At 53.0% G+C, this 20,625-nt stretch carries 21 protein-coding genes; 11 read left to right on the top strand and 10 right to left on the bottom strand.

Annotated features, from left to right (window positions below; translation table 11 throughout):
• The first annotated feature begins 216 nt into the window (after nt 1-216).
• The 3 genes from UNDYM_RS21270 to UNDYM_RS21260 are packed head-to-tail and all read left to right on the top strand — an operon-like array spanning nt 217 to nt 1,426.
• Nucleotides 217-966 (top strand): ubiquinone/menaquinone biosynthesis methyltransferase, encoded by a 750-nt coding sequence (locus UNDYM_RS21270; RefSeq protein ID WP_162042856.1) that lies wholly within the window; start codon nt 217-219, stop codon nt 964-966.
• Nucleotides 967-1,001: 35 nt separating this feature from the next.
• Entirely contained in the window at nt 1,002-1,244 is a 243-nt protein-coding gene (locus UNDYM_RS21265) for a hypothetical protein (RefSeq protein WP_162042855.1), read from the top strand.
• Nucleotides 1,241-1,426 (top strand): hypothetical protein, encoded by a 186-nt coding sequence (locus UNDYM_RS21260; protein ID WP_162042854.1) that lies wholly within the window; start codon nt 1,241-1,243, stop codon nt 1,424-1,426. The genes UNDYM_RS21265 and UNDYM_RS21260 overlap by 4 nt, the downstream gene beginning before the upstream one ends.
• Nucleotides 1,427-1,589: 163 nt before the next feature.
• Here the strand turns inward: UNDYM_RS21260 and UNDYM_RS21255 are convergent, their stop codons facing one another.
• Both UNDYM_RS21255 and UNDYM_RS21250 read right to left on the bottom strand, forming a co-directional pair.
• Nucleotides 1,590-1,817, bottom strand: coding sequence for a hypothetical protein (locus UNDYM_RS21255; protein WP_162042853.1), 228 nt, complete (start codon nt 1,815-1,817; stop codon nt 1,590-1,592).
• A 239-nt stretch (nt 1,818-2,056) separates the two neighbouring features.
• The gene (locus tag UNDYM_RS21250) at nt 2,057-3,001 is read right to left on the bottom strand and encodes a LysR substrate-binding domain-containing protein (RefSeq protein ID WP_162042852.1); all 945 of its coding nucleotides are present in this window, start codon (nt 2,999-3,001) and stop codon (nt 2,057-2,059) included.
• A 152-nt stretch (nt 3,002-3,153) separates the two neighbouring features.
• Between UNDYM_RS21250 and UNDYM_RS21245 the strand changes: the two genes are divergently transcribed.
• Complete coding sequence (locus tag UNDYM_RS21245) at nt 3,154-4,377, top strand: YbfB/YjiJ family MFS transporter (protein ID WP_232063560.1); 1,224 nt, start codon at nt 3,154-3,156, stop codon at nt 4,375-4,377.
• 890 nt (nt 4,378-5,267) lie between these two features.
• Nucleotides 5,268-5,699 carry a hypothetical protein gene (locus UNDYM_RS21240; RefSeq protein WP_162042851.1) on the top strand — a complete coding sequence of 144 codons (432 nt, stop codon included), beginning with the start codon at nt 5,268-5,270 and terminating at the stop codon, nt 5,697-5,699.
• A gap of 251 nt (nt 5,700-5,950) precedes the next feature.
• On the opposite strand, the gene UNDYM_RS21235 is transcribed toward UNDYM_RS21240, so the two are convergent.
• From UNDYM_RS21235 to UNDYM_RS21225, 3 genes are all read right to left on the bottom strand, one after another.
• Nucleotides 5,951-7,252, bottom strand: a complete 1,302-nt coding sequence (locus tag UNDYM_RS21235; protein WP_162042850.1) for a dicarboxylate/amino acid:cation symporter — start codon at nt 7,250-7,252, stop codon at nt 5,951-5,953.
• Nucleotides 7,253-7,305: 53 nt separating this feature from the next.
• Complete coding sequence (aspA, locus tag UNDYM_RS21230) at nt 7,306-8,739, bottom strand: aspartate ammonia-lyase (RefSeq protein WP_232063559.1); 1,434 nt, start codon at nt 8,737-8,739, stop codon at nt 7,306-7,308.
• Between the two features lie 385 nt (nt 8,740-9,124).
• A complete protein-coding gene (locus UNDYM_RS21225) occupies nt 9,125-10,054 on the bottom strand; it encodes a hypothetical protein (protein WP_162042848.1) in 930 nt (309 codons plus the stop codon).
• A gap of 354 nt (nt 10,055-10,408) precedes the next feature.
• Between UNDYM_RS21225 and UNDYM_RS21220 the strand changes: the two genes are divergently transcribed.
• The gene (locus UNDYM_RS21220; RefSeq protein ID WP_162042847.1) at nt 10,409-10,708 is read left to right on the top strand and encodes a hypothetical protein; all 300 of its coding nucleotides are present in this window, start codon (nt 10,409-10,411) and stop codon (nt 10,706-10,708) included.
• Here the strand turns inward: UNDYM_RS21220 and UNDYM_RS21215 are convergent.
• Nucleotides 10,705-11,163, bottom strand: a complete 459-nt coding sequence (locus tag UNDYM_RS21215; RefSeq protein ID WP_162042846.1) for a hypothetical protein — start codon at nt 11,161-11,163, stop codon at nt 10,705-10,707. The genes UNDYM_RS21220 and UNDYM_RS21215 overlap by 4 nt on opposite strands.
• Nucleotides 11,164-11,645: 482 nt before the next feature.
• Between UNDYM_RS21215 and UNDYM_RS21210 the strand changes: the two genes are divergently transcribed.
• On the top strand, nt 11,646-12,596 hold the full coding sequence (locus UNDYM_RS21210; RefSeq protein WP_162042713.1) for an IS110 family transposase: 951 nt from the start codon (nt 11,646-11,648) through the stop codon (nt 12,594-12,596).
• A gap of 52 nt (nt 12,597-12,648) precedes the next feature.
• Here UNDYM_RS21210 and UNDYM_RS21205 read toward each other — a convergent pair whose 3' ends face one another.
• The gene (locus UNDYM_RS21205) at nt 12,649-13,554 is read right to left on the bottom strand and encodes a LysR family transcriptional regulator (RefSeq protein ID WP_162042845.1); all 906 of its coding nucleotides are present in this window, start codon (nt 13,552-13,554) and stop codon (nt 12,649-12,651) included.
• Nucleotides 13,555-13,747: 193 nt separating this feature from the next.
• On the opposite strand from UNDYM_RS21205, the gene UNDYM_RS21200 reads away from it, so the two are divergent.
• The 3 genes from UNDYM_RS21200 (at nt 13,748) to UNDYM_RS21190 (ending at nt 17,063) form a co-directional block, all read left to right on the top strand.
• Nucleotides 13,748-15,223 (top strand): aspartate/glutamate racemase family protein, encoded by a 1,476-nt coding sequence (locus tag UNDYM_RS21200; RefSeq protein WP_232063558.1) that lies wholly within the window; start codon nt 13,748-13,750, stop codon nt 15,221-15,223.
• A gap of 43 nt (nt 15,224-15,266) precedes the next feature.
• Complete coding sequence (locus UNDYM_RS21195) at nt 15,267-16,193, top strand: amino acid ABC transporter substrate-binding protein (RefSeq protein WP_162042844.1); 927 nt, start codon at nt 15,267-15,269, stop codon at nt 16,191-16,193.
• 510 nt (nt 16,194-16,703) lie between these two features.
• Nucleotides 16,704-17,063, top strand: a complete 360-nt coding sequence (locus tag UNDYM_RS21190; protein ID WP_162042843.1) for a hypothetical protein — start codon at nt 16,704-16,706, stop codon at nt 17,061-17,063.
• 39 nt (nt 17,064-17,102) lie between these two features.
• Here the strand turns inward: UNDYM_RS21190 and UNDYM_RS21185 are convergent, their stop codons facing one another.
• Nucleotides 17,103-18,650, bottom strand: coding sequence for a methyl-accepting chemotaxis protein (locus UNDYM_RS21185; protein WP_162042842.1), 1,548 nt, complete (start codon nt 18,648-18,650; stop codon nt 17,103-17,105).
• 263 nt (nt 18,651-18,913) lie between these two features.
• Here UNDYM_RS21185 and UNDYM_RS21180 point away from each other — a divergent pair, with 263 nt between their 5' ends.
• The gene (locus UNDYM_RS21180) at nt 18,914-19,546 is read left to right on the top strand and encodes a hypothetical protein (RefSeq protein WP_162042841.1); all 633 of its coding nucleotides are present in this window, start codon (nt 18,914-18,916) and stop codon (nt 19,544-19,546) included.
• A gap of 53 nt (nt 19,547-19,599) precedes the next feature.
• Here UNDYM_RS21180 and UNDYM_RS21175 read toward each other — a convergent pair whose 3' ends face one another.
• Together UNDYM_RS21175 and UNDYM_RS21170 are read right to left on the bottom strand one after the other, a co-directional pair.
• Nucleotides 19,600-20,331 (bottom strand): carbon-nitrogen hydrolase family protein, encoded by a 732-nt coding sequence (locus tag UNDYM_RS21175; RefSeq protein WP_162042840.1) that lies wholly within the window; start codon nt 20,329-20,331, stop codon nt 19,600-19,602.
• A 35-nt stretch (nt 20,332-20,366) separates the two neighbouring features.
• Nucleotides 20,367-20,525 carry a hypothetical protein gene (locus UNDYM_RS21170; RefSeq protein ID WP_162042839.1) on the bottom strand — a complete coding sequence of 53 codons (159 nt, stop codon included), beginning with the start codon at nt 20,523-20,525 and terminating at the stop codon, nt 20,367-20,369.
• Between the last annotated feature and the right edge of the window lie 100 nt (nt 20,526-20,625).

Raw genomic sequence — 20,625 nt, 5'->3', positions numbered from 1 at the left:
AAACTTTGAAAGGTATCAATCAGGGTGAACAGGGGGGCGTGCGCAGCAATAGATGCCGCACGTCAATATTAATAAGGAACTGAGCCGGTGCGCACGGCACACCCTACAAAATACGCATACTGCGAATCAAGGCCATCGCGCTACATCACTGCGATGATGAAAAAATGTTTCGGCCTGGGCAATACGCTACACTCATGGCTTACCTCTATTCTTATCATGAGCATGCCTGATCAGATACACCCACCACAATCCGGCAATGCCGCCGAATTCGTCGCCCACAACGATGACGTCTTTGGCCGCATCGCCAGCCGCTATGACAGGCTATGTGACCTGTTCAGCTTTGGCATACACCGTACATGGAAGCGCCGCGTTGCCGACATCATCGCGCAAGAAGAATGGCAAACCCTGCTCGATGGCGCAACCGGCACAGGCGACATCATGTTGCGCGTGCTGGAAAAGCAGCTACCCGCCAGCCGCCGCATCATCGCCTCTGACATCAGCCCGCAAATGCTGGCGATAGCGCAAGGCAAGCTGGGCCAGCACGGCGAGCAAGTCCGCCTTTGCCAGCTGGATATGCACAGCATGCCTGACATCGCCAGCGAAAGTGTCGATGCCTATTCGATTTCGCTGGGTCTCAAAATCTGCCAGCGCCACCTGGCCCTGCAAGAAGCCCTGCGCGTACTACGCCCCGGTGGCCGCCTCATCATCCTTGAAGCCTCGAACATCCGCCCGGCCTGGTTGCACAAGGCCTACCTGACCTACATGTCCATCTGCACCCCCGCCATCGCATGGATGGCCACCGGCGGCGATGCATCCGCCTATAAATACCTGCTGCAAGGCGTGCGCGAATTCCCCGGCGCAGAACAGCTCGCCAAAGAAATGCAGGACATGGGATTTAGTGACGTTCAGTTTGAAAGATTGTCGCTGGGGATAGTGGCCGTGCATACGGCGCGGAAGCCCTTGTAGTGGCTGTGCAAGACGACAAGCAAAGAGCCAGAGTCATGCCCAAGATCAGTAAAGTCAATCTGGCTGCTTCAGTGATAGGATTGACGCTGCTCTTCACCATAGTCACGGCCAGCGTTTTCTGGACGTTGGCAGAGGAGGAGAGACTGCCCATGATGATTGGTGCAAACTCGATTGCTTTTGTATTTGCTATTGCTGCGTGGAACGGTGTCTTTGAACAAAAAGTGAGGCCGATGACGTGGGTGGGTTGGTTGGGTCTTTTCTTTCTCGGGGAGCGTTGAGCTTGCTGTTCCTGATGATAGACTGTGGCGGCCACCTGCCAGCTTTTCATCCGGAATTTGTGTGCAATGGTAATCCTGGCATGTCGATCAAATTGACTCTGGCAACACTGGGTCTGACCGTGATTGCTTTACCATCCGCCTTGCGTGCTTTCATTATCGAGAAGTTTGATGGCAAATATTGAAGGGATAATCAGAAAGAAAGCTCAGTAGCCCGTAGGGTGCGTCTTGACGCACCGCTTTTCTTCACCTTGTTGATTATTGGCGATTTGGTGCGTTGAAACGCACCCTACAGAAAACCTCACCAGATATTCGCCATGCTTGCGACGGCATCTGTCTGGAAAAATTTCAATCTCCAAACCCTAATTGATAACCGGCCCAGCATGTAAAAACGTAAGCGAGGAATGCCAGCATCATTACCAACCAAACTGGTGGTGGCCAATCGACGTACCTGTCGAGAAATTGGCGGCTGATGTCCAGTTTCAAAAACAGTGTCAATGGTATTTCTCCGACGAAGCCAGCGCCGAGATAAAAGCCTGCAGACTGTTCCCAAAAAGATGCTCTTGCTTTTTTCATCATGATCCTGGCCGCCTATCTTCTGAAAGATATCTTACGCCCCCAAATTGCTGCCCGCAACCAAAACAGCCCGTAGGGTGCGTCTTGACGCACCGCTTTTCTTCACGTTGTTGATTATTGGCGATTTGGTGCGTTGAAACGCACCCTACAGAAAAATCGCACCATGCAGAGGTAGGGCATTACAATGTGCCCTACGTCACTGCGATGGTGTCGTTCAGCGCAGATCAATGCCTCTGGTCTCAGGCGTCCACCGAGCTTTCAGCTGTTTGATCCGCTTGCTTTGCTGCTGCAATAATCCAGTCCCTGAACACCTGCACCTCAGCGCGTGGTGTAGTGGATTCAACGATGAGCCAGTAGGCATAGTCGCTGTTGCCCAGGCGCGGGTCTTCTAGGGCGACCAGGCGGCCATCTTTGAGCATGGGTTGCAGCAGCGCGGCGCGGCCCAGGGCGATGCCGTGGCCTTCAAGCGCGGCGTGGATGACCTGGTCGTACTGGTTCAGGTGCAGATAGGCCTTGGGTTTGGCGTCGGGTTTGATGCTGAGCAGGCCGGTGGCGCTCAGCCAGTCTGACCAGCGCAGCCAGGGCAGGGCGCGTTCATCAAGTTCTAGCAAGACTTCTTTGAGCAAACCTTCGGGGTTGCCAAAGGCACGGGCGGCGATGGCGGGGCAGGCTACCGGCATGATTTTTTCACCAAACAGCCTGATCGCCTGTGCTGGCACATCCGCCGCACGGGCATAGCGTATGGCCATATCCAGGCCTTCTTTTTTGAGGTCCAGCATGCGGTTGTCGGCAGATACCCGCACATCGATATTCGGATGCGCTGCCTGAAAAGCCCCGAGCATGGGCAAAATCCACAAGCCAGTCACGCTGACTGCCGATGTCATGGTGACCGGGCGCGACTGCAACTGTTGCCGCTGCGAAGCTGAAAATTCAGCGAGTTGATCGAGCCACGGCGAGGCCAGTTTTAGCAGTTGTTCACCCGCCGGGGTCAGGGCGATGGCGCGGTGTTTGCGTATCAGCAGTTTGCTGCCCAGATGTTCTTCCAGGCTTTGTATCTGACGGCTAACGGCAGATTGCGTCAGGCACAGGTCTTCTGCTGCCACGGTGATGCTCATGCGCCGGGCGACGGCGACAAAACCACGGATGGCGTCCAGCGGCGGCAGGTGTAGTAGCGGGTTACTCATGAATTTAGTTCATGCAACACATGTGTAAATTGCGTTTGTAGTTGCTAAGCTTGTCTATAAAATGGGGAGCAGGACTATACTCACAGGCATTCTATCGCAGGAAGCTAAAACTTGTTGCCCGGTTGCCCGTAACTTCACTTGAATTGCTTACCATGACCTCTATCACCATGCCCAGGCTATTCAGTCATTTCCCTGCGCAACGCCCTGTCCTGACTGCTCTGGCATTGTCACTGGGCGCAGCCATCGCACTGGGCCTGTCACGCTTTTCTTACGGCCTGCTGCTGCCACCCATGCGCGCCGACCTCGGCTGGTCTTATCTGCTGGCAGGGGTGATGAATACCGGTAACGCGCTCGGCTATTTTTTAGGTGCACTGATCACGCCCCTGCTCATGCGGCGCTATCGTGCGCATAGCCTGTTGACTGGCGGCGCGGTGCTGACGGGCATATTCATGCTGGTGTCCGGCATGGTCACCGCCACCGGGTTTTTGCTGCTGCAACGCATACTCGCGGGCATATCGAGCGCACTGATTTTTATCGCGGGTGGGGTATTGATCTCGCGCCTGGGTGGCTTGCATGCGGCGCGGGCGGGTCTGTTGATAGGCCTGTATTACGGCGGCACTGGTTTTGGCATCACCCTGTCTGCCTTGCTGGTACCTGCCACCCTGGCGGCGGCCCAGGCGCAGCATGTCGAACATGCCTGGCAATGGCCGTGGCTGGCGATGGGCGCTGCCTGCCTGCTGGCAACCATCGTCATGAGCTTGCCAGTCCGGGCGATACAGGATTTGCCCGGGCAGGCGGGTGCCAAAAGCGCATTCAGCATCAAGGCATTTGGCTTTGGTCTCGCAGGCTATTTCATGTTCGGTGCAGGCTATATCGGTTACATGACCTTCGTTGTTGCGCTGCTCAAAGAGCAGGGCATGCCCGCGCCTGCGATTACTGCCTTTTACTCCCTGCTGGGGCTGGCCGTGCTGGCCTCGTCACGTATCTGGGCAGGCATGCTTGACCGCTACAAGGGCGGCCAGTCACTCGCGATATTGACTGCGCTGGCGGGTGTCGCGGCATTGCTACCCGCACTGAGCAGCAATGTCTTTGCCGTGTTTGCATCCGGCATCTTGTTTGGTGCTGTGTTCTTGTCCGCCGTCGCATCCACCACTGCACTGGTACGGCACAATGCCAGGCCAGAAGCCTGGTCAGCAGGCATCAGCGCCTTTACCACCGTATTTGCGCTGGGCCAGATCGTTGGTCCCAGCATCGTAGGCTGGATCGCCGACGGCACTGGCGGTCTCGAGCGTGGCCTGATATTCTCCGGCCTGACGTTGCTGGTGGGTGGCATACTGGCGTGGCAGCAAAAGCCTGTGGAGGGTAGAGGTGCCTGATCATGGATATGGCGGTGATGCCAGCCTGGGGATAAGCGTAGGGCGTAAGGCAATGTGCTATGTAACGGACCTGAGCAGGCAAGCTTGCGTGTTTAAAGTTGCGTCTTCAAACCCGTCATGCCGGACTAGATCCGGCATCCAGTGACTTTGGTCGCATACAGTGATGGTGTTTTAATGCCGATATAAAGTTACTTTTTGCGGTTTCGCTTGAACGGGAAGCACGGCTTGAAGACGCTGGATGCCAGATCAAGTCCCACTGCTGTCCGGAATAATTATCTTGACTCATTCGGAGAGTCAAGTACGAACAGCGTCCCGGCGATTTTTCTACGTCGAAGACTTAATTCTGCAATTGAATAATTTTTGTCAGCGATCATGCTTGAAACTCCTTCCCCTTCAAGGGGAAGGTTGGGATGGGGATGGGTTTCTGTAGCAAAATCATGTACAGTCAATCGACCGAAACCCATCCCCATCCTAAGCCGTCCACTGCGCCGCTTGCAAGCGGCTTAGATTCTGTCGGCACAAAGCATGCTTTGTGAAACCCCGACGACATCCCCTTGAAAGGGAGGGAATTTACTCGTTATTGTTTGTCAAGGACATTATTCCAGACAGCAGTGAGATCAAGTCTGGCATGACGACATTGGAGCTGGTGGTCGCCCTGCGATTGTATTTTTTGCGAGCAGCGCTAGCAATCTATCGGCGAAGGGCGGATATTTTCAGCGCATCACCATGCGTTGATATAGCTACAGCCATGAACTGAAGAGAAAATAGGCGCTCGATTTGATTGGGACGCGACCTATATCAGATTTTCAATTGGTAACGAGTGAATCAGTGGAGAAGATTGGAGATAGGGCATACAATAACTGCATCTATTTTTCTGAAGCAATGCCAGCATGGATGAACTCGACAGAATATCTGCATTTCCAGACGAACTGACACAGCATCAACTTGAACATGAGTTTGCATGCATCATAGAAAGAATCAAGTCAGCACCAGAAAATCAAGACTGCGACATACTGATGTCTGCAGTGTTTGAATTGGCAGAAAGACAGTGGAATAGTTACTCACTATTGTCCGACACATTCAGGCATCAGCTTGATATGCTGGTATTGAAAATATGGTCGAAAGATTCACTGGACTCTACCGAAGCATTAATGAGCATCATTGCGAGGCTTGGTTTAACAAATGCTTTTTCAAAAGTGATTTTGACAAATCCGCAAGAATTGAAGGATGAGATAAAGACAGAAATAGCATCTGCTATTGTGGAGTTTGGGGATACTGTTGATGATCCTTACTTTGGGATACGGCACATTCGCAAGACATAACTTTGGGTTTAAGGTGCGTGACTTAGCTTGAGCATAAAGCACGGCTCAAAGACCCTGGATGCCAGATTAACTCTGGCATGACGACATTGGGGGCTCTACGATTGTGCCTTGGCGAAGGGGGACATTCTCGGTAGGGTGCGTCTTGACGCACCATCTCCACGTACCAATGCGGTGCGTTGAAACGCACCCTACAAAAAAGGGATGACACACTCACGCGCGCCATCCCTGCAAGCACTACCAATTTTGCCAGATCAACTATTCGCCACCCTCGCCAGCACTGGCTCATGTTCCTCGTAAGCCTCGTTCGCCGGCACACCACTGGCAACAGGCTCCTTGCCTTCTTCCCATTTCGCCACCACCGAGGTGGCAATGCTGTTGCCCAATACATTCGTGGCAGTGCGCCCCATGTCGAGGAACTGATCTACGCCCATGATCAACAAGAGGCCAGCCTCAGGCAGGTTGAACATGGGCAGCACTGCGGCCACTACCACGAGTGATGCGCGGGAGACCCCTGCCATGCCTTTGCTCGATACCATCAGCACCAGCAGGATCGTGATCTGCTGCGACAGGCTCATCTCTATGCCATAGGCCTGGGCGATGAACATCACGGCAAACGCCTGATACACCATGGAGCCATCAAGATTGAATGAATAACCCAGTGGCAGTACAAAGCCGGTGATCTTGCTGCTGACGCCGAATTTTTCCAGCTGCTCTATGGTCTTGGGATAAGACGCTTCACTGCTGGCGGTAGAAAAGGCAATGATCATCGGTTCCTTGATCAGGCCTATCAGGCGGAATACCTCACGACCAAGGAACATAAAACCTACCGCAATCAAAATCACCCAAAGCAAGGCCAGTGCCAGGAAGAAGCTGCCGAGGAACTTGCCATACGTGAGCACTACTTCCAGCCCTTGCACGGTAATCGCCGCAGCCACGGCAGCAAATACGCCTATCGGTGCAAAGCGCATCACATAATCAGTGATCTTCAGCATGGTGTTCGCGGTTTCTTCTATTGCACTGACCAAGACACGCGGGCCATTGCCTTTCAGTGAAGACAGGGCAAAGCCAAAGAAGATGGAGAACACCAGGATTTGCAAAATCTCATTATTGCCCATCGCCTCAAAAAAACTGCGCGGGAATACGTGAGTCAAAAAATCCTTGAGGTTCAGCGAGCCAGTCGCCAGCTTGGTGGTGGCATTCACATCTGGCAAGGTCAGCGCCAGCGAGCGGCCAGGTTCAAACAGGTTAGAGAACAGCAAGCCTATCGCCAGCGAAATCAAGGATGCGGTAATGAACCAGCTCATCGCCTTCAAACCTACCCGGCCTATCGAGCCCGGCTCGCTATGCGCCATGCCCGCCACCAAAGTGGTGAACACCAGCGGCGCGATGATCATCTTGATCAGGCGTAAAAAAATGTCGGTAACGATGCTGAAGTAACCGGCAATGGTCTTGGCCTGTGTGGCATCTGCCGCATAGCGGTGGCAGATATAGCCTGTGATCAGCCCCAGCACCATGCCGGTGATGATCCATGTGGTCAGTCTGTTTTTTTTCATGTGTGTCTCCTCAGGTTTGTTTGTTCAAATTTTTTGTGGGATGCAGTCGCGCCTTATTTTGCAGTCATGGTCTCGCCTTTTTCCACCTGTCTCGGCATCGTCAGCCTTTGCGGTTGCAAGATTTCTTTCAACTGCGTTTCAGTCAGCAGTTTCTTTTCCAGCACCAGGCTATATACGCTCTTGCCGCTCAGCAGGGCTTGTTGTGCCACTTCGGTGGCGGCGCTATAACCGATATAAGGGTTCAGGGCAGTGACGATGCCTATGGAGTTTTCGACGATTTCGCGCAGGCGTTCATGGTTGGCGGTGATGCCATCGACACAGCGTTCTGCCAGCACCATGCAGCCATTGGACAGGTGCGACACACTCTTGAACAGGCTGTGGGCGATAATCGGTTCAAAGGCATTCAACTGCAATTGCCCAGCTTCTGCCGCAAAGCTGATGGTCACATCATTGCCTATGACCTCAAAGGCAATCTGGTTAACCACTTCAGGTATCACAGGATTGACCTTGCCCGGCATGATGCTGGAACCAGCCTGCACCGCAGGCAGATTGATTTCGCCAAAACCCGCACGCGGGCCGCTGGACAAGAGCCGCAAGTCATTGCACATCTTTGACAGCTTGACGGCTACCCGTTTCAACACGCCCGACAACTGCACAAAAGAACCCACATCCTGCGTTGCCTCAATGAGGTTGGGTGAAGTGCTGACTGGTATGCCAGTGATGTCCTGCAAAGCCTGACAGGCCAGGCGCGCATAATCAGGGTGGGTATTGATGCCCGTGCCTATCGCCGTCGCGCCGAGGTTGATCTCGCACATCAGCTTGGCCGCTTCGCGCAGGCGTTCCTGGTCTTCGTCTATCATGACCGCATAAGTGCTGAACTCCTGGCCCAGCGTCATCGGTACCGCATCCTGCAATTGCGTGCGGCCCATCTTCAGCACATCCTTGAATTCCAGCGCCTTGTTATGGAAGGATGTCTTCAACACCTCCATCGCACTCACGAGACGCAAGATGCCCTGGTAAGCCGCGATCCGCAAGGCTGTGGGATAGACATCATTGGTGCTCTGGCTCAGGTTGACCTGCTCATTCGGGTGCAAGATCTTGTAGCTGCCGCGTGCATAGCCCAGTTCCTCAAGCGCGATATTGGTGATGACTTCATTCGCATTCATATTGGTAGAAGTACCCGCACCACCCTGTATCACATCGACCACAAAATGCGCATGAAAACCACCCTGGCGAATTTTTTCACAGGCGCTGATGATGGCCGTTGCATGCGCATCACTGACCAAGCCAAGGCCACGATTAGCGACTACCGCCGCCTGCTTCACACTCGCCAGCGCCGCCACCAGCTCAGGGTAACTGGAGATGGGCGTGCCCGTAATCGGGAAGTTTTCAATCGCGCGCAGCGTGTGCACGCCATAATAAGCATCTGCCGGTACGGCACGGTCGCCGAGCAAGTCGTGCTCTATCCTGGTCGCTGGTATGGACAAAATAAACTCCTGGTGGTTGGGTGGGTTTGGTTTGCGTGTATTGCGCCCGGCCATGAAAGACGGATGAATACACTTCGCAACGCAGTGTAGATAATTAAAACGGCCTACTTATTCTGATTACGCATACTTTGATGCGGTGGCAGCATGTGTGGGGAAATGGCAGGGTTTGCTGCAGGGGGATGGCGGCGGTGGAAAATAATTTTCAGGTGTAAGGTAGTACGGTTTTCACGCCGCAAGAGCAGGGCACCGTGCGTACCATTTATACCCTGAAATGCGGGCAGGCCCGAAGAGGCTGATTGTCTCTGGTAGCCAGGCACCCGGCTCGTTGAAGCGCTGCGGATGCCTGCATCACTACCTTATGACGAATGGGAATCTACGGCAAATCTCAATGCACGTAGTTATACAACTGTGTCATTGAAACTTTCACGTTTTCCAGTGACCCTACAATGACATAAGACCTGAAGTGATAGGTGCCAGATGGATTGTAGATGCGAAATACATTATTCCATTTCACCGTATCTGGAAATCTGAAGCGACCATAGCCCAGGCCTGCGAATGTGGCTTGTGGCGCTTCTGGCGAATAAATACCCATTGCCCATCCACCGTCTGGCGTAGAAAAAATGATAGGCAGGTTTTGCTCACCAGGTCCATCGCTCAGAGGGGCTTCCATGACGGCATTGTTCCTGACATCGAATGTATAGAACCTGGAAAACTCTGGCGGCATATAACCTGTCAGGGCCTCAAATACGCCGAAAGAATGTGTTTCATTACTCGGGATGGTAAATTGAGTCAGATACTCAATCACATGCGGCATGTTGGGCAGACCAATGATGATCCGCTTGTTGAGAATATGATTGGAAACCTGGTTCCCTCCTACCGGGTACCAGAATGCCATCCTGGTCTGTGTCGCCAGCACATTGCTGGTTGCCCATTCTCCTTGCAGGATACTGCTGCTCGCGCTTGGATTGATGCCGTTATACGGCACCGCTGCACCGGCTTCAGTCGGGTTGAAACTTTCCCCTAAATTATCAAATGATGAGGCGGATTGTAATTGCCGTCCATGATCATAGTCGTTGATGAATTCCTTACCTCTCCATGTCAGTGAACAGACGGCACCGGCATCGTAAGAACAAGTCCTGATCGTGATAGGCCAGGGGCCCGCCATTGCCGAGATGGTTTGATCTGCATTTGCCTGGGGCAGCAAAAACAGGTTGGCACAAAGTGCCAGCAGAGCCGGGGCAAAGTAGCGCTTGCGGTCTTTTTTCTTGAACTTCGCTTCAGAACCCGTGTTGAGTTGATGTGCTGTTGAAGTCATTGCATTTCCTTTTCGAGTGATAAATTGGCATGATTGACAAAATAAGACTTTCCAGATTGCAATAAAAATATAACATTAGCATCAAATATATTAATAAAAATTTAACTTAGTTACACTTATTACATTGTTTGGAATAAGGTGCGTTAAAGTGGATGAAGATTGACCCTAATCGTCACGTACTGGCTTGCGCCTTGCGATTGCTCCCGGAACTGTGCCGACGGGGACGCAGGTGTGTAACTACCGCCCCCTTATTCGCAGGTAGCCTCCAGTAAAAAGTGGACGGGTTTATAATGTCTGCAATGCCATGCAAGATGAGCGCGAGTGCAGAAAAAATGACAGAGAAAGCAGACTAACATGCCATATGGATTTACCTTATTTATAGTGGGTGTGATTTGCGGATGGATAACTGAGTTGCGGGCACGACGTTACCAGCCGGATATCATGCATGCTTCCGTGCAGTACGCAGACCGACTGTATCGCCATGGCACTTTCGAATATCTTTTCTGGAGAAGCTCAATCAGGAAATTAACTTTGGTTTTTGAGCGCGAACCAGAGGAGGTGAAAGAGCATGTCTCATCAATGAGAAAAACCGAATTGATGAGCTGGGCATTGGTGATTGTGGGGGCTGCCCTTATGATGTGGGGAGGGCGCTAAGGTGAATTGAATTGCATGCCGCTCAGTTTCAAGATGTACTGTATGCGTTCACGGTCAAATGCAACCCAGGATTTTTGTCCCTGTATCAAGACGCCGTAAAAAGATGCATCAAGCTTGAGTGCCATTTGTAATAATTCCAGCCACTCCATCTCTACATAGCCATTGGCCAGGTTGGGCATGTCTTTGCGCGTGTACCCAGGGACAGCAAGCTGGTTATTGGGTAGGGTGACGTACCGCAAGAGAACTCTATCCGCCGCTGTGGTTACGTATTTTTCTCCGGGGGTAGCTGCCTTTGGCAAGCTGGCAGGATCGGCAGGAACAAACACGCTGCGTTTTTCCATCAATTGGTACAGAAGATGAAAGCCTTCATCCGTCTGGTACTCAGCTACATCATAGATGACCTGTTCAAGATCATGTTTTAGGGGTATTTTTTTCTTCTTGAAAAATGAAAACATGGATAAATTGACCGTGGCGAATAGATGATAAACGATGATAGGTGATAGTACGTAGATATGAATAGCGCAGCGTAATCGTACGCATGATGTGCACCAAAATAATCATAGACTCAAAAAATCTGATCTTCGCAAAATATTGCTCTCGACGGTGAATCGTTCTGGGCTAAAAATATTGGGTAACTGCCGTGGTGACTTTCAATCTCATCAAGTGGTTACGGCGCGCATGGGTACGATTACGCTGCGCTTGTATGGTTATAAGTGACGATTTCTGGGAAACTAGAAAGCGTCGGGGTGGAGGGACAACGCTGCGCATCTGCAGTTTTCGCTGACAGACCCGATTAGAACTCTCCCACCCCACCTCTTCAACGTCGATGAGGAATCCAGCGGTCAATAGGCCTGCCAACCAATACCGCCGATATGTGCAAGCTAACGTGAAGAAGTGGCCACCCCAACATTCTCACTTTAACGATAAGGAGGCAATCATGCAATCCCCGTTATGCATAGGTGTTGATGTGGCGAAATCTGAGGTCGTTATCGCCTGCTCTGAAAGCAGTTTCCCAGTGCGTGCTGTTCCTAATGAATTAGCTGCTTTAAAGAAATTCCTGAAACAACTGCCACCTGGCTCGTCTATTGCGATGGAAGCAACTGGCACCTATCACCAGATGCTGGCCGACCTGGCTTTCCAGATGGGCCTGCATGTTTATGTGCTCAATCCTAAAGATACCCGTCATTATGCGAAAGGGGTTGGGGCGCGAGCCAAGACTGACAACGTCGATGCCATGCTCATTGCACGTTATCTGGCCCATGAAATCAAGGAACTGCGTCGCTATGAACCAGCTACGCCGGAGCAACGCACGATGGATGAACTGCTTAAACGCCGGGCTAAAATTGTTTCTCTAAAGACGGCTTTGCGTCTGACCTGTGATGGAGCACCATCACTGAAAGTGAAGTCAGCCAGGCTTTTAGACAGCTTCACAGAATTACTCAAGCAAATCGATCAGGACATTGCCAGATTGAATAAGGATATTCCCAAGCGTGATGAACAAGTCTGCCGCTTGCAATCCATTGCAGGAGTCGGACTATTAACGAGTTCCTGGCTGGCCAATCTGTTTGACCGCGTTCGCTTCACAAACAGTGATGCTGTCGTTGCATTTGTCGGTATGGACCCACGTCCGTGTGACTCTGGCCAAAAGCGTGGACGCAGGAGGTTGTCCAAGCGAGGCCCTGCTGAAGGGCGCCGCTTGCTATTTAACGCTGGTATGGCGGCAGCAAAATCAAAGGTATGGGCACCTGTGTACCAACATTACCGTCAGCTTGGCTGGCCATCAACGGCCACCATTATGATCATCGCACGTAAAATACTGCGGATTGCTTTTAGCTTGATCAAGAACGGCGTTGATTTTAATTCTGATCTCATCTCGATAAAAACTTGACGGGAACCATAGAATCTAATCGCACCTACAAGAACATGGTCCGCAATACCTGTCACTCCTCCTGACGCCCACCCAAAGCCCCCCACAACTTCAACAACACCGGATTCTTGTTATCCACCGCCCGGTACAGGCGTATGTCCATTTCCATAGCCCATTGCTCTCCACCTGCACGCACGAGTTTGCCTTCGGCGAGTTCGTTGATGACGCTGCTGTGGGGTAGCCAGGCCAGGCCGTGGCCTTCGAGGGCCATGCGTTTTAATAGTTCGGCCATGTCGCTCTCGTAGGCATTCACAAAATAGCAGGGTTGGTCTGAGCGGGCCAGGACGCGTTCTACCACGCGGCCAAAGAAGGATGCCTTGATGTTGTTGAGGCGGGGGATGGGTTTGGCCTTGCTGCCGGGCAGGCTGTACAGGGCCGTGCCCTTGCGGCTGGGTACGGATACTGGCAAGACAATCTCGGTGCCCAGGCTCACATATTCATAACGCAGCGCATCAAGCTCCACTGGCAGGTCGGCATGGTAGTAGGACAATAGCAAATCACAATTACCTTCGACGAGGGAGAGTACAGAATCATGCACATTGGCTGGCAGGATGCTGGCGTGGATTTCACCGACCTGTGAGCGCACACTCTTGAGCCACATGGGGAAGAAGTTCAGCGACAGCGTGTGGCCAGCAGAGATGCGCAGCAGGTTTTCATCCGGCCCGCGCACACGCAGTTGTGCCCGCGTATCGTTCAAGAGGCGCATGGCTTCTTCTGCCGAGGCGCTGAATATCTTGCCAGCAGGCGTCAGCACCAGCGGGTAGGTGCTGCGATCTACCAGGTCGGCACCTACCCAGGCTTCCAGACTGCGGATGCGGCGGCTCAGGGCGGACTGGGTCACATGCCTGTCGTCTGCCGCACGAGAGAAATTGCGTGTCTGCGCCAGGCTCAAAAAATCTTCCAGCCATTTGATGTCCATGTATCATCCTCAATGCGTCCCCAATGTGTGCCCAATGCGTCCCCAGCACCTTGATGACTGCCATTGTAGCTCCGCGCGCGGTGCAAAAAACCATCTATGTAGTATCGGCATAGAACTAGACCGATTTTGCATAAACATTTTCTGGCTATCCGGTATCTTTATTGGTACACCCAAAAAAGAAAATCGACCTGCCATGAACATGACCATCAAACCAGAAGCACACAAAACCCGGCTCGGCATTATCGGCGGCCTGGGCACGCTGGCAGGGGTGGATGTGTATTTCAAGCTCGCCCGTGCACTGGCGCGTGACAGTATTTCTGAACGCTATGAACTGTTCTTTGAACAACACCCGTTTGAAGGCAATGAAAATTCAGGCGGTGAAAACCCCAACCTGAATGCGCGCAAACTATACATTTTCGACATGATCAGGCGCTTTGAAAAAAGCCGGGTAGAGCGCGTGCTGCTGCCTTGTTTTATCAGTCATACTTTCATCCGGGAGTTGCAAAGCGAGCTCTCGACACCCATCGTCAATATCATGGATGCCTTGCTGGCCCACTTGCAGCAAGAGTTCTCCACCGGTTGCAAGGTAGGCGTACTGGCATCGACCTATGTCAAAAACAAGAAACTGTTTGACCAATACTTTGCCGGTTCAGGCATTGCGGTCGTGTATCCTGACGATGCCGTGCAGGACGGTTGCGTCATGGCTGCCATCTATGGCGAGCAGGGCATCAAGGCAGGCAATCTGCAGGGCGATGCTGTCAATCGCCTGCATGAGGCCTGCGTGCATTTGCTGGCACGCGGTGCCGACGTGATTATCTCGGGTGCTACTGATGTCGCCATCGTGGCAGACTTGCTGCGCAGCCGTGGCATACCCATCGTTGATACCAACCAGGTATATGTCGAATATGCGCTGCGCAATGAGCAGGCGCCGCAGCCGCGCAGCTTCAAGATAGGTGTGGTCGGTGGCGTGGGGCCAGCAGCCACGGTCGATTTCATGGACAAGATCATCCACAACACCCACGCCGCGCGTGACCAGGACCATATCAAGATCATGGTCGAACATAATCCCCAGATCCCCGACCGCACCGCCAACCTGATTGCCGATGGCGAAGACCCCACCATCGCCCTGTATTCTGCCTGCAAGCGCCTGGAAGAAAACGAGGCGGCGCTGATTGCCATCCCCTGCAACACCGCGCATGCCTACGTCAAGCGCATACAGGCGCATCTCTCCATCCCCATCGTCAACATGCTGGAAGAAACGGTCAGCTACATCCGTGCGCATTTCACTTCGCCTGCCAAAGTCGGCCTGCTGGCGACGTCCGGCACGATTACCAGCCGCGTTTATCATGATGCCGCCGTTGGGCAGGGTTTTGAGCTCATCACGCCAGATGCGGTACATCAGGACAAGGTCATGAACGCCATCTACGGCCCGCTGGGCATCAAGGCGGGCCATACCGGTGGTGTCGCCCGGCAGGATTTGCTCGATGCGCTGACACATCTGGTGGAGCAGGGGGCGGCGGTCGTCATTCTAGGTTGCACAGAGTTGCCGCTGGTCTTGCAGCAAGACCCGGCGTTTGTCATTGCTGGCAAGTCGGTGGCTTTGCTTGATCCCACCACCATTTTGGCGCAAGCCTGTGTCAAGCGGGCAGAGGCAGCGCAACTTCACTAAAGCCGCAAGTATTTATTTGAAGTAAATTTGAGGAAGGTATCTCATGGTCAAGCTCGTCTTTCAGTTTGTAATGCTGCAATTTGTTATCCTGCTGCTGTTGCCATTCTCTGCTATGGCTACCGATACCTTCGCCAATATCCGTGAACGCAAGACCATCATCATTGCGCACCGTGAATCGTCGATTCCGTTTTCTTATCTCGATGCGCAACAGCGCCCGGTTGGTTATGCACTGGACATCTGCCTCAAAGTCGTCGATGCCATTAAACGAGAACTCAAGCTGCCCGCATTACAAGTCAAATACCTTGCCGTAACCCCGGCCAACCGCTTGCAGATGATAGCAGATGGCCAGGCTGATCTTGAATGTGGCTCCAGCACCAATACCGCAGAAAGGCGTAAGCAGGTTGATTTCAGCATCGCCTATTTTATCGCCGGTGCAAAGATGCTGGTGCGCAGTGATTCTGGCATACGCAACTGGGGTGACCTGCGCGGCAAGACCGTGGTCACCACCAGGGGCACGACCAATGCGCAAACTCTGGCAGACCGTGGCCAGGTGCGCTCATTGAATTTGAACCTGATCGAGAGCAAAGATCATGCAGAAGGTTTTGCCATGGTCGCACAGGGCAAGGCCGCTGCCTTTGCGATGGATGATGTGCTGCTCTACGGCCTGCGCGCTGCCGCTGCACATCCGGCAGATTTTCAGGTAGTCGGCGATTCGCTATCGACAGAACCCTACGCCATCATCTTCCGCAAAAACGATACCGCCTTCAAACACCTGCTGAATCAGGAACTCAGCCGCCTCATGCTCGATGGAGACATCTACCGCATGTACGACAAATGGTTCATGCAAGCCATCCCTCCACATAACATCAAACTGCAACTGCCGATGAGCCAGCTACTACGCTCGTCATTACGCTTCCCGCTGGAGGACGTGGCGGATGTGGCAGGCGCGGCGCAGTGGCGCAGTCCGTAAAATCACAGCAATAGTGGTAACAGGATAAGCGTAGGGCGCATTGCAATGCGCCGCATGGGGATGTTGCATGCCGTGCAGATATTCACCGGTATGCGGCACCTCATGCGTACGATTACGCTTGCGCTAATCGTACCTACACGCCAAACGTCAATTAATTTTGTAGGGTGTGCCGTGCGCACCGTCCTGAGCTAGTGGCAATTAGTGAGCAAGCCAAAACCCCGGTGCGCATGGCGCACCCTACTGGAGGGAAATACCTGCACCGCATGTGAGCAACCCATGCGGCGCATTGCAATGCGCCCTACGTGACGGCCATGCTTGACGCTACGGTTGCTGTATAGCGGAAGTGTGTTCTCAGACTAGCGTCCATCAAGAATTGTTCCATTCTTCACACCCACCACACACTCCCTTCACCTCGACATGACATGCTGTGTATTCAATGGCGGCGCGGGCTTGCATAAGGCTTGATCCCGTGGGCCATCATCTTTGCTGAATTCAGGTATGACATTTCTCATGAGCTTTTTATTTTCTGTATTCTTGCCCTTCTACGCTTTACCCTTCTGCATCATGGCATTCATGCCCAGCCGCCGTGCACTGTCCATTGCAGGCTTTGTTCTTGGCTTACCCATTATCGCATTCACCATCTTCGCATTCAGGGAGGTGAGTAACCCGGACAATAATGCTTCGTCATTTGGGACCGCCATCCTTATGTGCAGTGTCGCTTTGGTGAGCACGGCTTTGGTTGCGGGCGCTATTACCCGCCTTATCCTGCTACGCAGGCAAACTGTGGTAGCCAGCCCGCGGGTGCGGGCGGGGATCATGCTGGGGGGCTTTTTGTGCCTGCCTGTATTGCTTGCCGTACTGGTGATTTAATGCGCTGCTTTGATTGGCCTGATCGCTCCTGCAAAGCCATCAAGCCGCCCGCACAGCACCACCACTCTGCCTGGTCCTGAACACCGACACCGCATTCATCAATTCACCCGACTGGTCATTGAGGCTGGATGCGGCGGCTGCCATTTGTTCTACCAGGGCGGCGTTTTGCTGGGTGGTCTGGTCCATCAGGGTGACGGCCTGGCCGACCTGGCCTACACCGGTGGATTGCTCTGCACTTGATGCGCTGATCTGGGCGACGATTTCGCTGACCTTGCGGATGGAGCTGACTACTTCGGCCATGGTGCTGCCTGCCAGATCGACTTGCTGCGTGCCTTTGCCTACGGCTTCTACGCTGCTGCCTATCAATGCCTTGATCTCTTTGGCGGCCTCGGCACTGCGGCCTGCCAGTGAGCGCACTTCGCTGGCGACGACGGCAAAACCACGCCCTTGTTCACCAGCGCGGGCGGCTTCTACTGCGGCATTCAGGGCCAGGATATTGGTCTGGAAAGCGATGCCATCAATAACGCCGATGATGTCCTGGATTTTTTGTGAAGATTCATTAATGCCGCGCATGGTGCCCACGACTTGCTCGACCACGTCGCCACCACGGCTGGCGACTTCAGACGCCTGGGCGGCGAGCTGGTTGGCCATTTTGGCGCTGTCGGCATTGTGATTGACGGTGGAATTGAGTTCATCCATCGCCGCCGCCGTTTCTTCCAGCGAGCTGGCCTGGCTCTCGGTGCGGTTGCTCAGGTCCATGCTGCCAGAGGCAATTTCATTGGTGGCCTGGGCTATGCCGCTGGCCGAGCCGCGCACGCCATTGACGAGCGATTCAAGCGAGGTCTGCATCTCTTGCAGCACACCCATGAGGCTGTCTTCACCGGCATTATTGTCTATGTTTTGCGCGAGGTTGCCCCTGGCGATATTCGACAGCGCATTCCTGGCCTGAGACGGGTCACCACCGAGTTCTTTGTGCAGGGTTTTTTGGCAAAAGAAATTCAAAAACACAGCGACCAGGCCCGCCAGCACAGCGAGGCATAGCGAGAGCGTGATGGTGAAACTGACCTTGCTGTTGACATTCGCATGTTCCTGCGCCGAGCGCTTGCCCGCTTCATCGCGCTGCTTTAATAACTCAGCACGCAGGTTGCGCCAGGCCGGGGTTTCTTCGGCATTCAAGACTGGCGCAGCATCGCCTTTTTCTTTGAGGATGGCGACGATTTTTTCCTGCGCCTGGGCATGGGCGGCGCGCAACTTGGGCAGCTCTGCCAGGCTTTGCGTGGTGTTATTGCTGGCTGATATTTTCTTGGCCTCTTCATAGGCTTTTTCATAGGCAGTTTGTGCCGCCAAAAAATTATCCACACCTTTTTTGTTCGACGGGTCCAGTACGACATTGCGCAAAGCCTGGCCCATCTGCAAACCCTGGGCATACATCTCAGAAATACTGCGCTCCAGCGCCTGTTCAGTTGAAATATAGTTATCAAACTGGCTACGGGTCGCCATCAGCGAGGTGATGGCAGTGGCCAGGCCTATGGCAAACAGGACGGCCGGGATGGCAGAGCAGAGGACGATCTTGGCTGAGAATTTCATGCTGACTCCATTATCTTGCCCGTTTGTGGCAGGCAAGTTTTAAGTGTGTATGGTATTACAGGGAATGTGCGTGCACAAGGAACGGCACACGTTTGCTGAGTGTAACTGATGAATGTGACAAGAGGTGTTGCGGAGATGTGAAATATTTTTCCAAGGAAATAGTAAATAGCAGGTCATGATTGACTCTGGACCCACGTTGCCCGTGTTGGGCATTTGGTACAATGAAACTTCTCCAGACAAGGATTTTTTGCGAAAGACCAGGCATGCGCTCAGACGACTATACCGCCCATCATATTTGCCAGGCAATGGGTATGCCAGGTTTTGCTGTGGACCCTGTCCTGCAATCCGCTGGAGAGGCATTGCGCTTATTACTGAAGCCCTCTTTTGATCCAGAAATCTGCATCACCATCATCAGTGATGGGCAGCGTGTTGAGGCAAGGGTAGTTGCTGCGCGATGGATGATATGGCACCTGTTTGAAATGGCTCCCATGATGACGTATAGGGATCAGTGTGAGTTACCCATGGCGTGTTTTCAGGAATGGGTAAAAAGTGCCATTGTCTCTGGCAAGAGTGCCGGCACCTCAGGCATAGCTATAGACGGGATGTCAGTCGAATCCATCCTGATGAAAAATGGAGAGCTTGTCGCGCAAACGGGGCGCGCTTTTGAAGAACCCTATTTTTCGCGTAAGCTCACTGGTCAGATCATTCAAACAGTGTGGGCGGTCTTGCAAGATGTGAACTGTAAAAATGCATTGGCCCTGGCAGCAGGGTATGAGCAAGTCAGCTTGCCCAGCTTGTCTGCTCCAGCACCCAAAATGCCGATTCAAACAGCCATCATTGGGACAGAAGAAGACAGAATAGAATTGCTAAAGGCGATGAAAAGGCAATTTGGTTGATGGGCAATACCTATGCATGAAAGATAGGGGCGCGCAAAATTTAATGACAGCTTTCAGCCTATATCGAATACAGCAACCCCTTCTTGCCCTTCTGCCACACGGGCAACGACACGACCATCCGGCGCGACAATGCAGGTGCAACCGTGGCTGATCTTGCCCTCATGCTCACCGACCACATCGGCCGACACCAACCAGCAGCCAGTCTCCATGGCACGCTGGCGCAGGTTGTCGATACTCTTGCTGCGCCACTTTTCTGCGGTGGCGGGGGCCAGCATATTGTTCAGTGGGTAGCATAGCAGGCGTGCACCCTGTTGGCGGAGCTCTGCCGCGCAAGCCGGGTAATTGGCGTCGTTGCAGATATTGATGCCGTAAGACCAGCCTGATCTGGCGAATACGGGCGAGGCAGAACCAGCCATTATGCCGCGCTCATTGGGGTGACGCTTTGCATATACACCCATGAGCTGGCCTTGCCTTAACACGGCGGCAGAATTGTAGATGCCTGCCACTCGCTGCTCAAAAAATCCCAGGATTAAATCGGTGTTGAAGGCGGATAATTGTTGTAGTGCTTGTTTGAAAACCGGGCTGTCGATGGCGATGGCACGTCGTGCAATCGTCTGCGCATCGGACGAATAACCCAGCAGATAACATTCAGGGAAGAGGGCGAGTTCAACGCCTTGTTCCTGGCACCATTGCAGATCGGTACGTAACTGAGCTAATGTTGCTTGCAGATCGTCAAACACAGGGTAGCGCTGGAAGGCGGCGATGCGTAGTTTGTTGGTGGTCATTGTTGTATGTTGTGCATAGCCATCACATTTTAATTTTATGTTGAAGTGAGTAAGGCCAGTATTTCTTCTTCAGTTGAGACTTGGGTTTCAATGACATGTTGTCCTTCGCCATTCGTGAGCGCAATCCATCCTTGATCGTTGCGGGATACTTGAAAAGACATGGCATATATTGTTATCCCAGCATGAACGGACATAGTGTGTCCTCCAATAATTTGCGGTGGTGGCCCTGGAATTATGCGTCCTGTCATGCCATGAGCCAGGATGATGTCGAGTAAATGCTGAAGCTCGTTCACA

The organism is Undibacterium sp. YM2, from assembly GCF_009937975.1.
In the GTDB taxonomy this organism is placed as follows: domain Bacteria; phylum Pseudomonadota; class Gammaproteobacteria; order Burkholderiales; family Burkholderiaceae_D; genus Undibacterium.
This window is presented reverse-complemented; position numbering and strand designations above follow the sequence as displayed.

Bases quoted from the DNA above. Each gene is read 5' to 3' on its own strand.
- UNDYM_RS21270 (WP_162042856.1), top strand. From the start codon at position 217: ATGAGCATGCCTGATCAGATACACCCACCACAATCCGGCAATGCCGCC.
- UNDYM_RS21265 (WP_162042855.1), top strand. From the start codon at position 1,002: ATGCCCAAGATCAGTAAAGTCAATCTGGCTGCTTCAGTGATAGGATTG.
- UNDYM_RS21255 (WP_162042853.1), bottom strand. From the start codon at position 1,817: ATGAAAAAAGCAAGAGCATCTTTTTGGGAACAGTCTGCAGGCTTTTAT.
- UNDYM_RS21250 (WP_162042852.1), bottom strand. From the start codon at position 3,001: ATGAGTAACCCGCTACTACACCTGCCGCCGCTGGACGCCATCCGTGGT.
- UNDYM_RS21245 (WP_232063560.1), top strand. From the start codon at position 3,154: ATGACCTCTATCACCATGCCCAGGCTATTCAGTCATTTCCCTGCGCAA.
- UNDYM_RS21240 (WP_162042851.1), top strand. From the start codon at position 5,268: ATGGATGAACTCGACAGAATATCTGCATTTCCAGACGAACTGACACAG.
- UNDYM_RS21235 (WP_162042850.1), bottom strand. From the start codon at position 7,252: ATGAAAAAAAACAGACTGACCACATGGATCATCACCGGCATGGTGCTG.
- UNDYM_RS21225 (WP_162042848.1), bottom strand. From the start codon at position 10,054: ATGACTTCAACAGCACATCAACTCAACACGGGTTCTGAAGCGAAGTTC.
- UNDYM_RS21220 (WP_162042847.1), top strand. From the start codon at position 10,409: ATGCCATATGGATTTACCTTATTTATAGTGGGTGTGATTTGCGGATGG.
- UNDYM_RS21215 (WP_162042846.1), bottom strand. From the start codon at position 11,163: ATGTTTTCATTTTTCAAGAAGAAAAAAATACCCCTAAAACATGATCTT.
- UNDYM_RS21210 (WP_162042713.1), top strand. From the start codon at position 11,646: ATGCAATCCCCGTTATGCATAGGTGTTGATGTGGCGAAATCTGAGGTC.
- UNDYM_RS21205 (WP_162042845.1), bottom strand. From the start codon at position 13,554: ATGGACATCAAATGGCTGGAAGATTTTTTGAGCCTGGCGCAGACACGC.
- UNDYM_RS21200 (WP_232063558.1), top strand. From the start codon at position 13,748: ATGAACATGACCATCAAACCAGAAGCACACAAAACCCGGCTCGGCATT.
- UNDYM_RS21195 (WP_162042844.1), top strand. From the start codon at position 15,267: ATGGTCAAGCTCGTCTTTCAGTTTGTAATGCTGCAATTTGTTATCCTG.
- UNDYM_RS21190 (WP_162042843.1), top strand. From the start codon at position 16,704: ATGAGCTTTTTATTTTCTGTATTCTTGCCCTTCTACGCTTTACCCTTC.
- UNDYM_RS21185 (WP_162042842.1), bottom strand. From the start codon at position 18,650: ATGAAATTCTCAGCCAAGATCGTCCTCTGCTCTGCCATCCCGGCCGTC.
- UNDYM_RS21180 (WP_162042841.1), top strand. From the start codon at position 18,914: ATGCGCTCAGACGACTATACCGCCCATCATATTTGCCAGGCAATGGGT.
- UNDYM_RS21175 (WP_162042840.1), bottom strand. From the start codon at position 20,331: ATGACCACCAACAAACTACGCATCGCCGCCTTCCAGCGCTACCCTGTG.
- UNDYM_RS21170 (WP_162042839.1), bottom strand. From the start codon at position 20,525: ATGTCCGTTCATGCTGGGATAACAATATATGCCATGTCTTTTCAAGTA.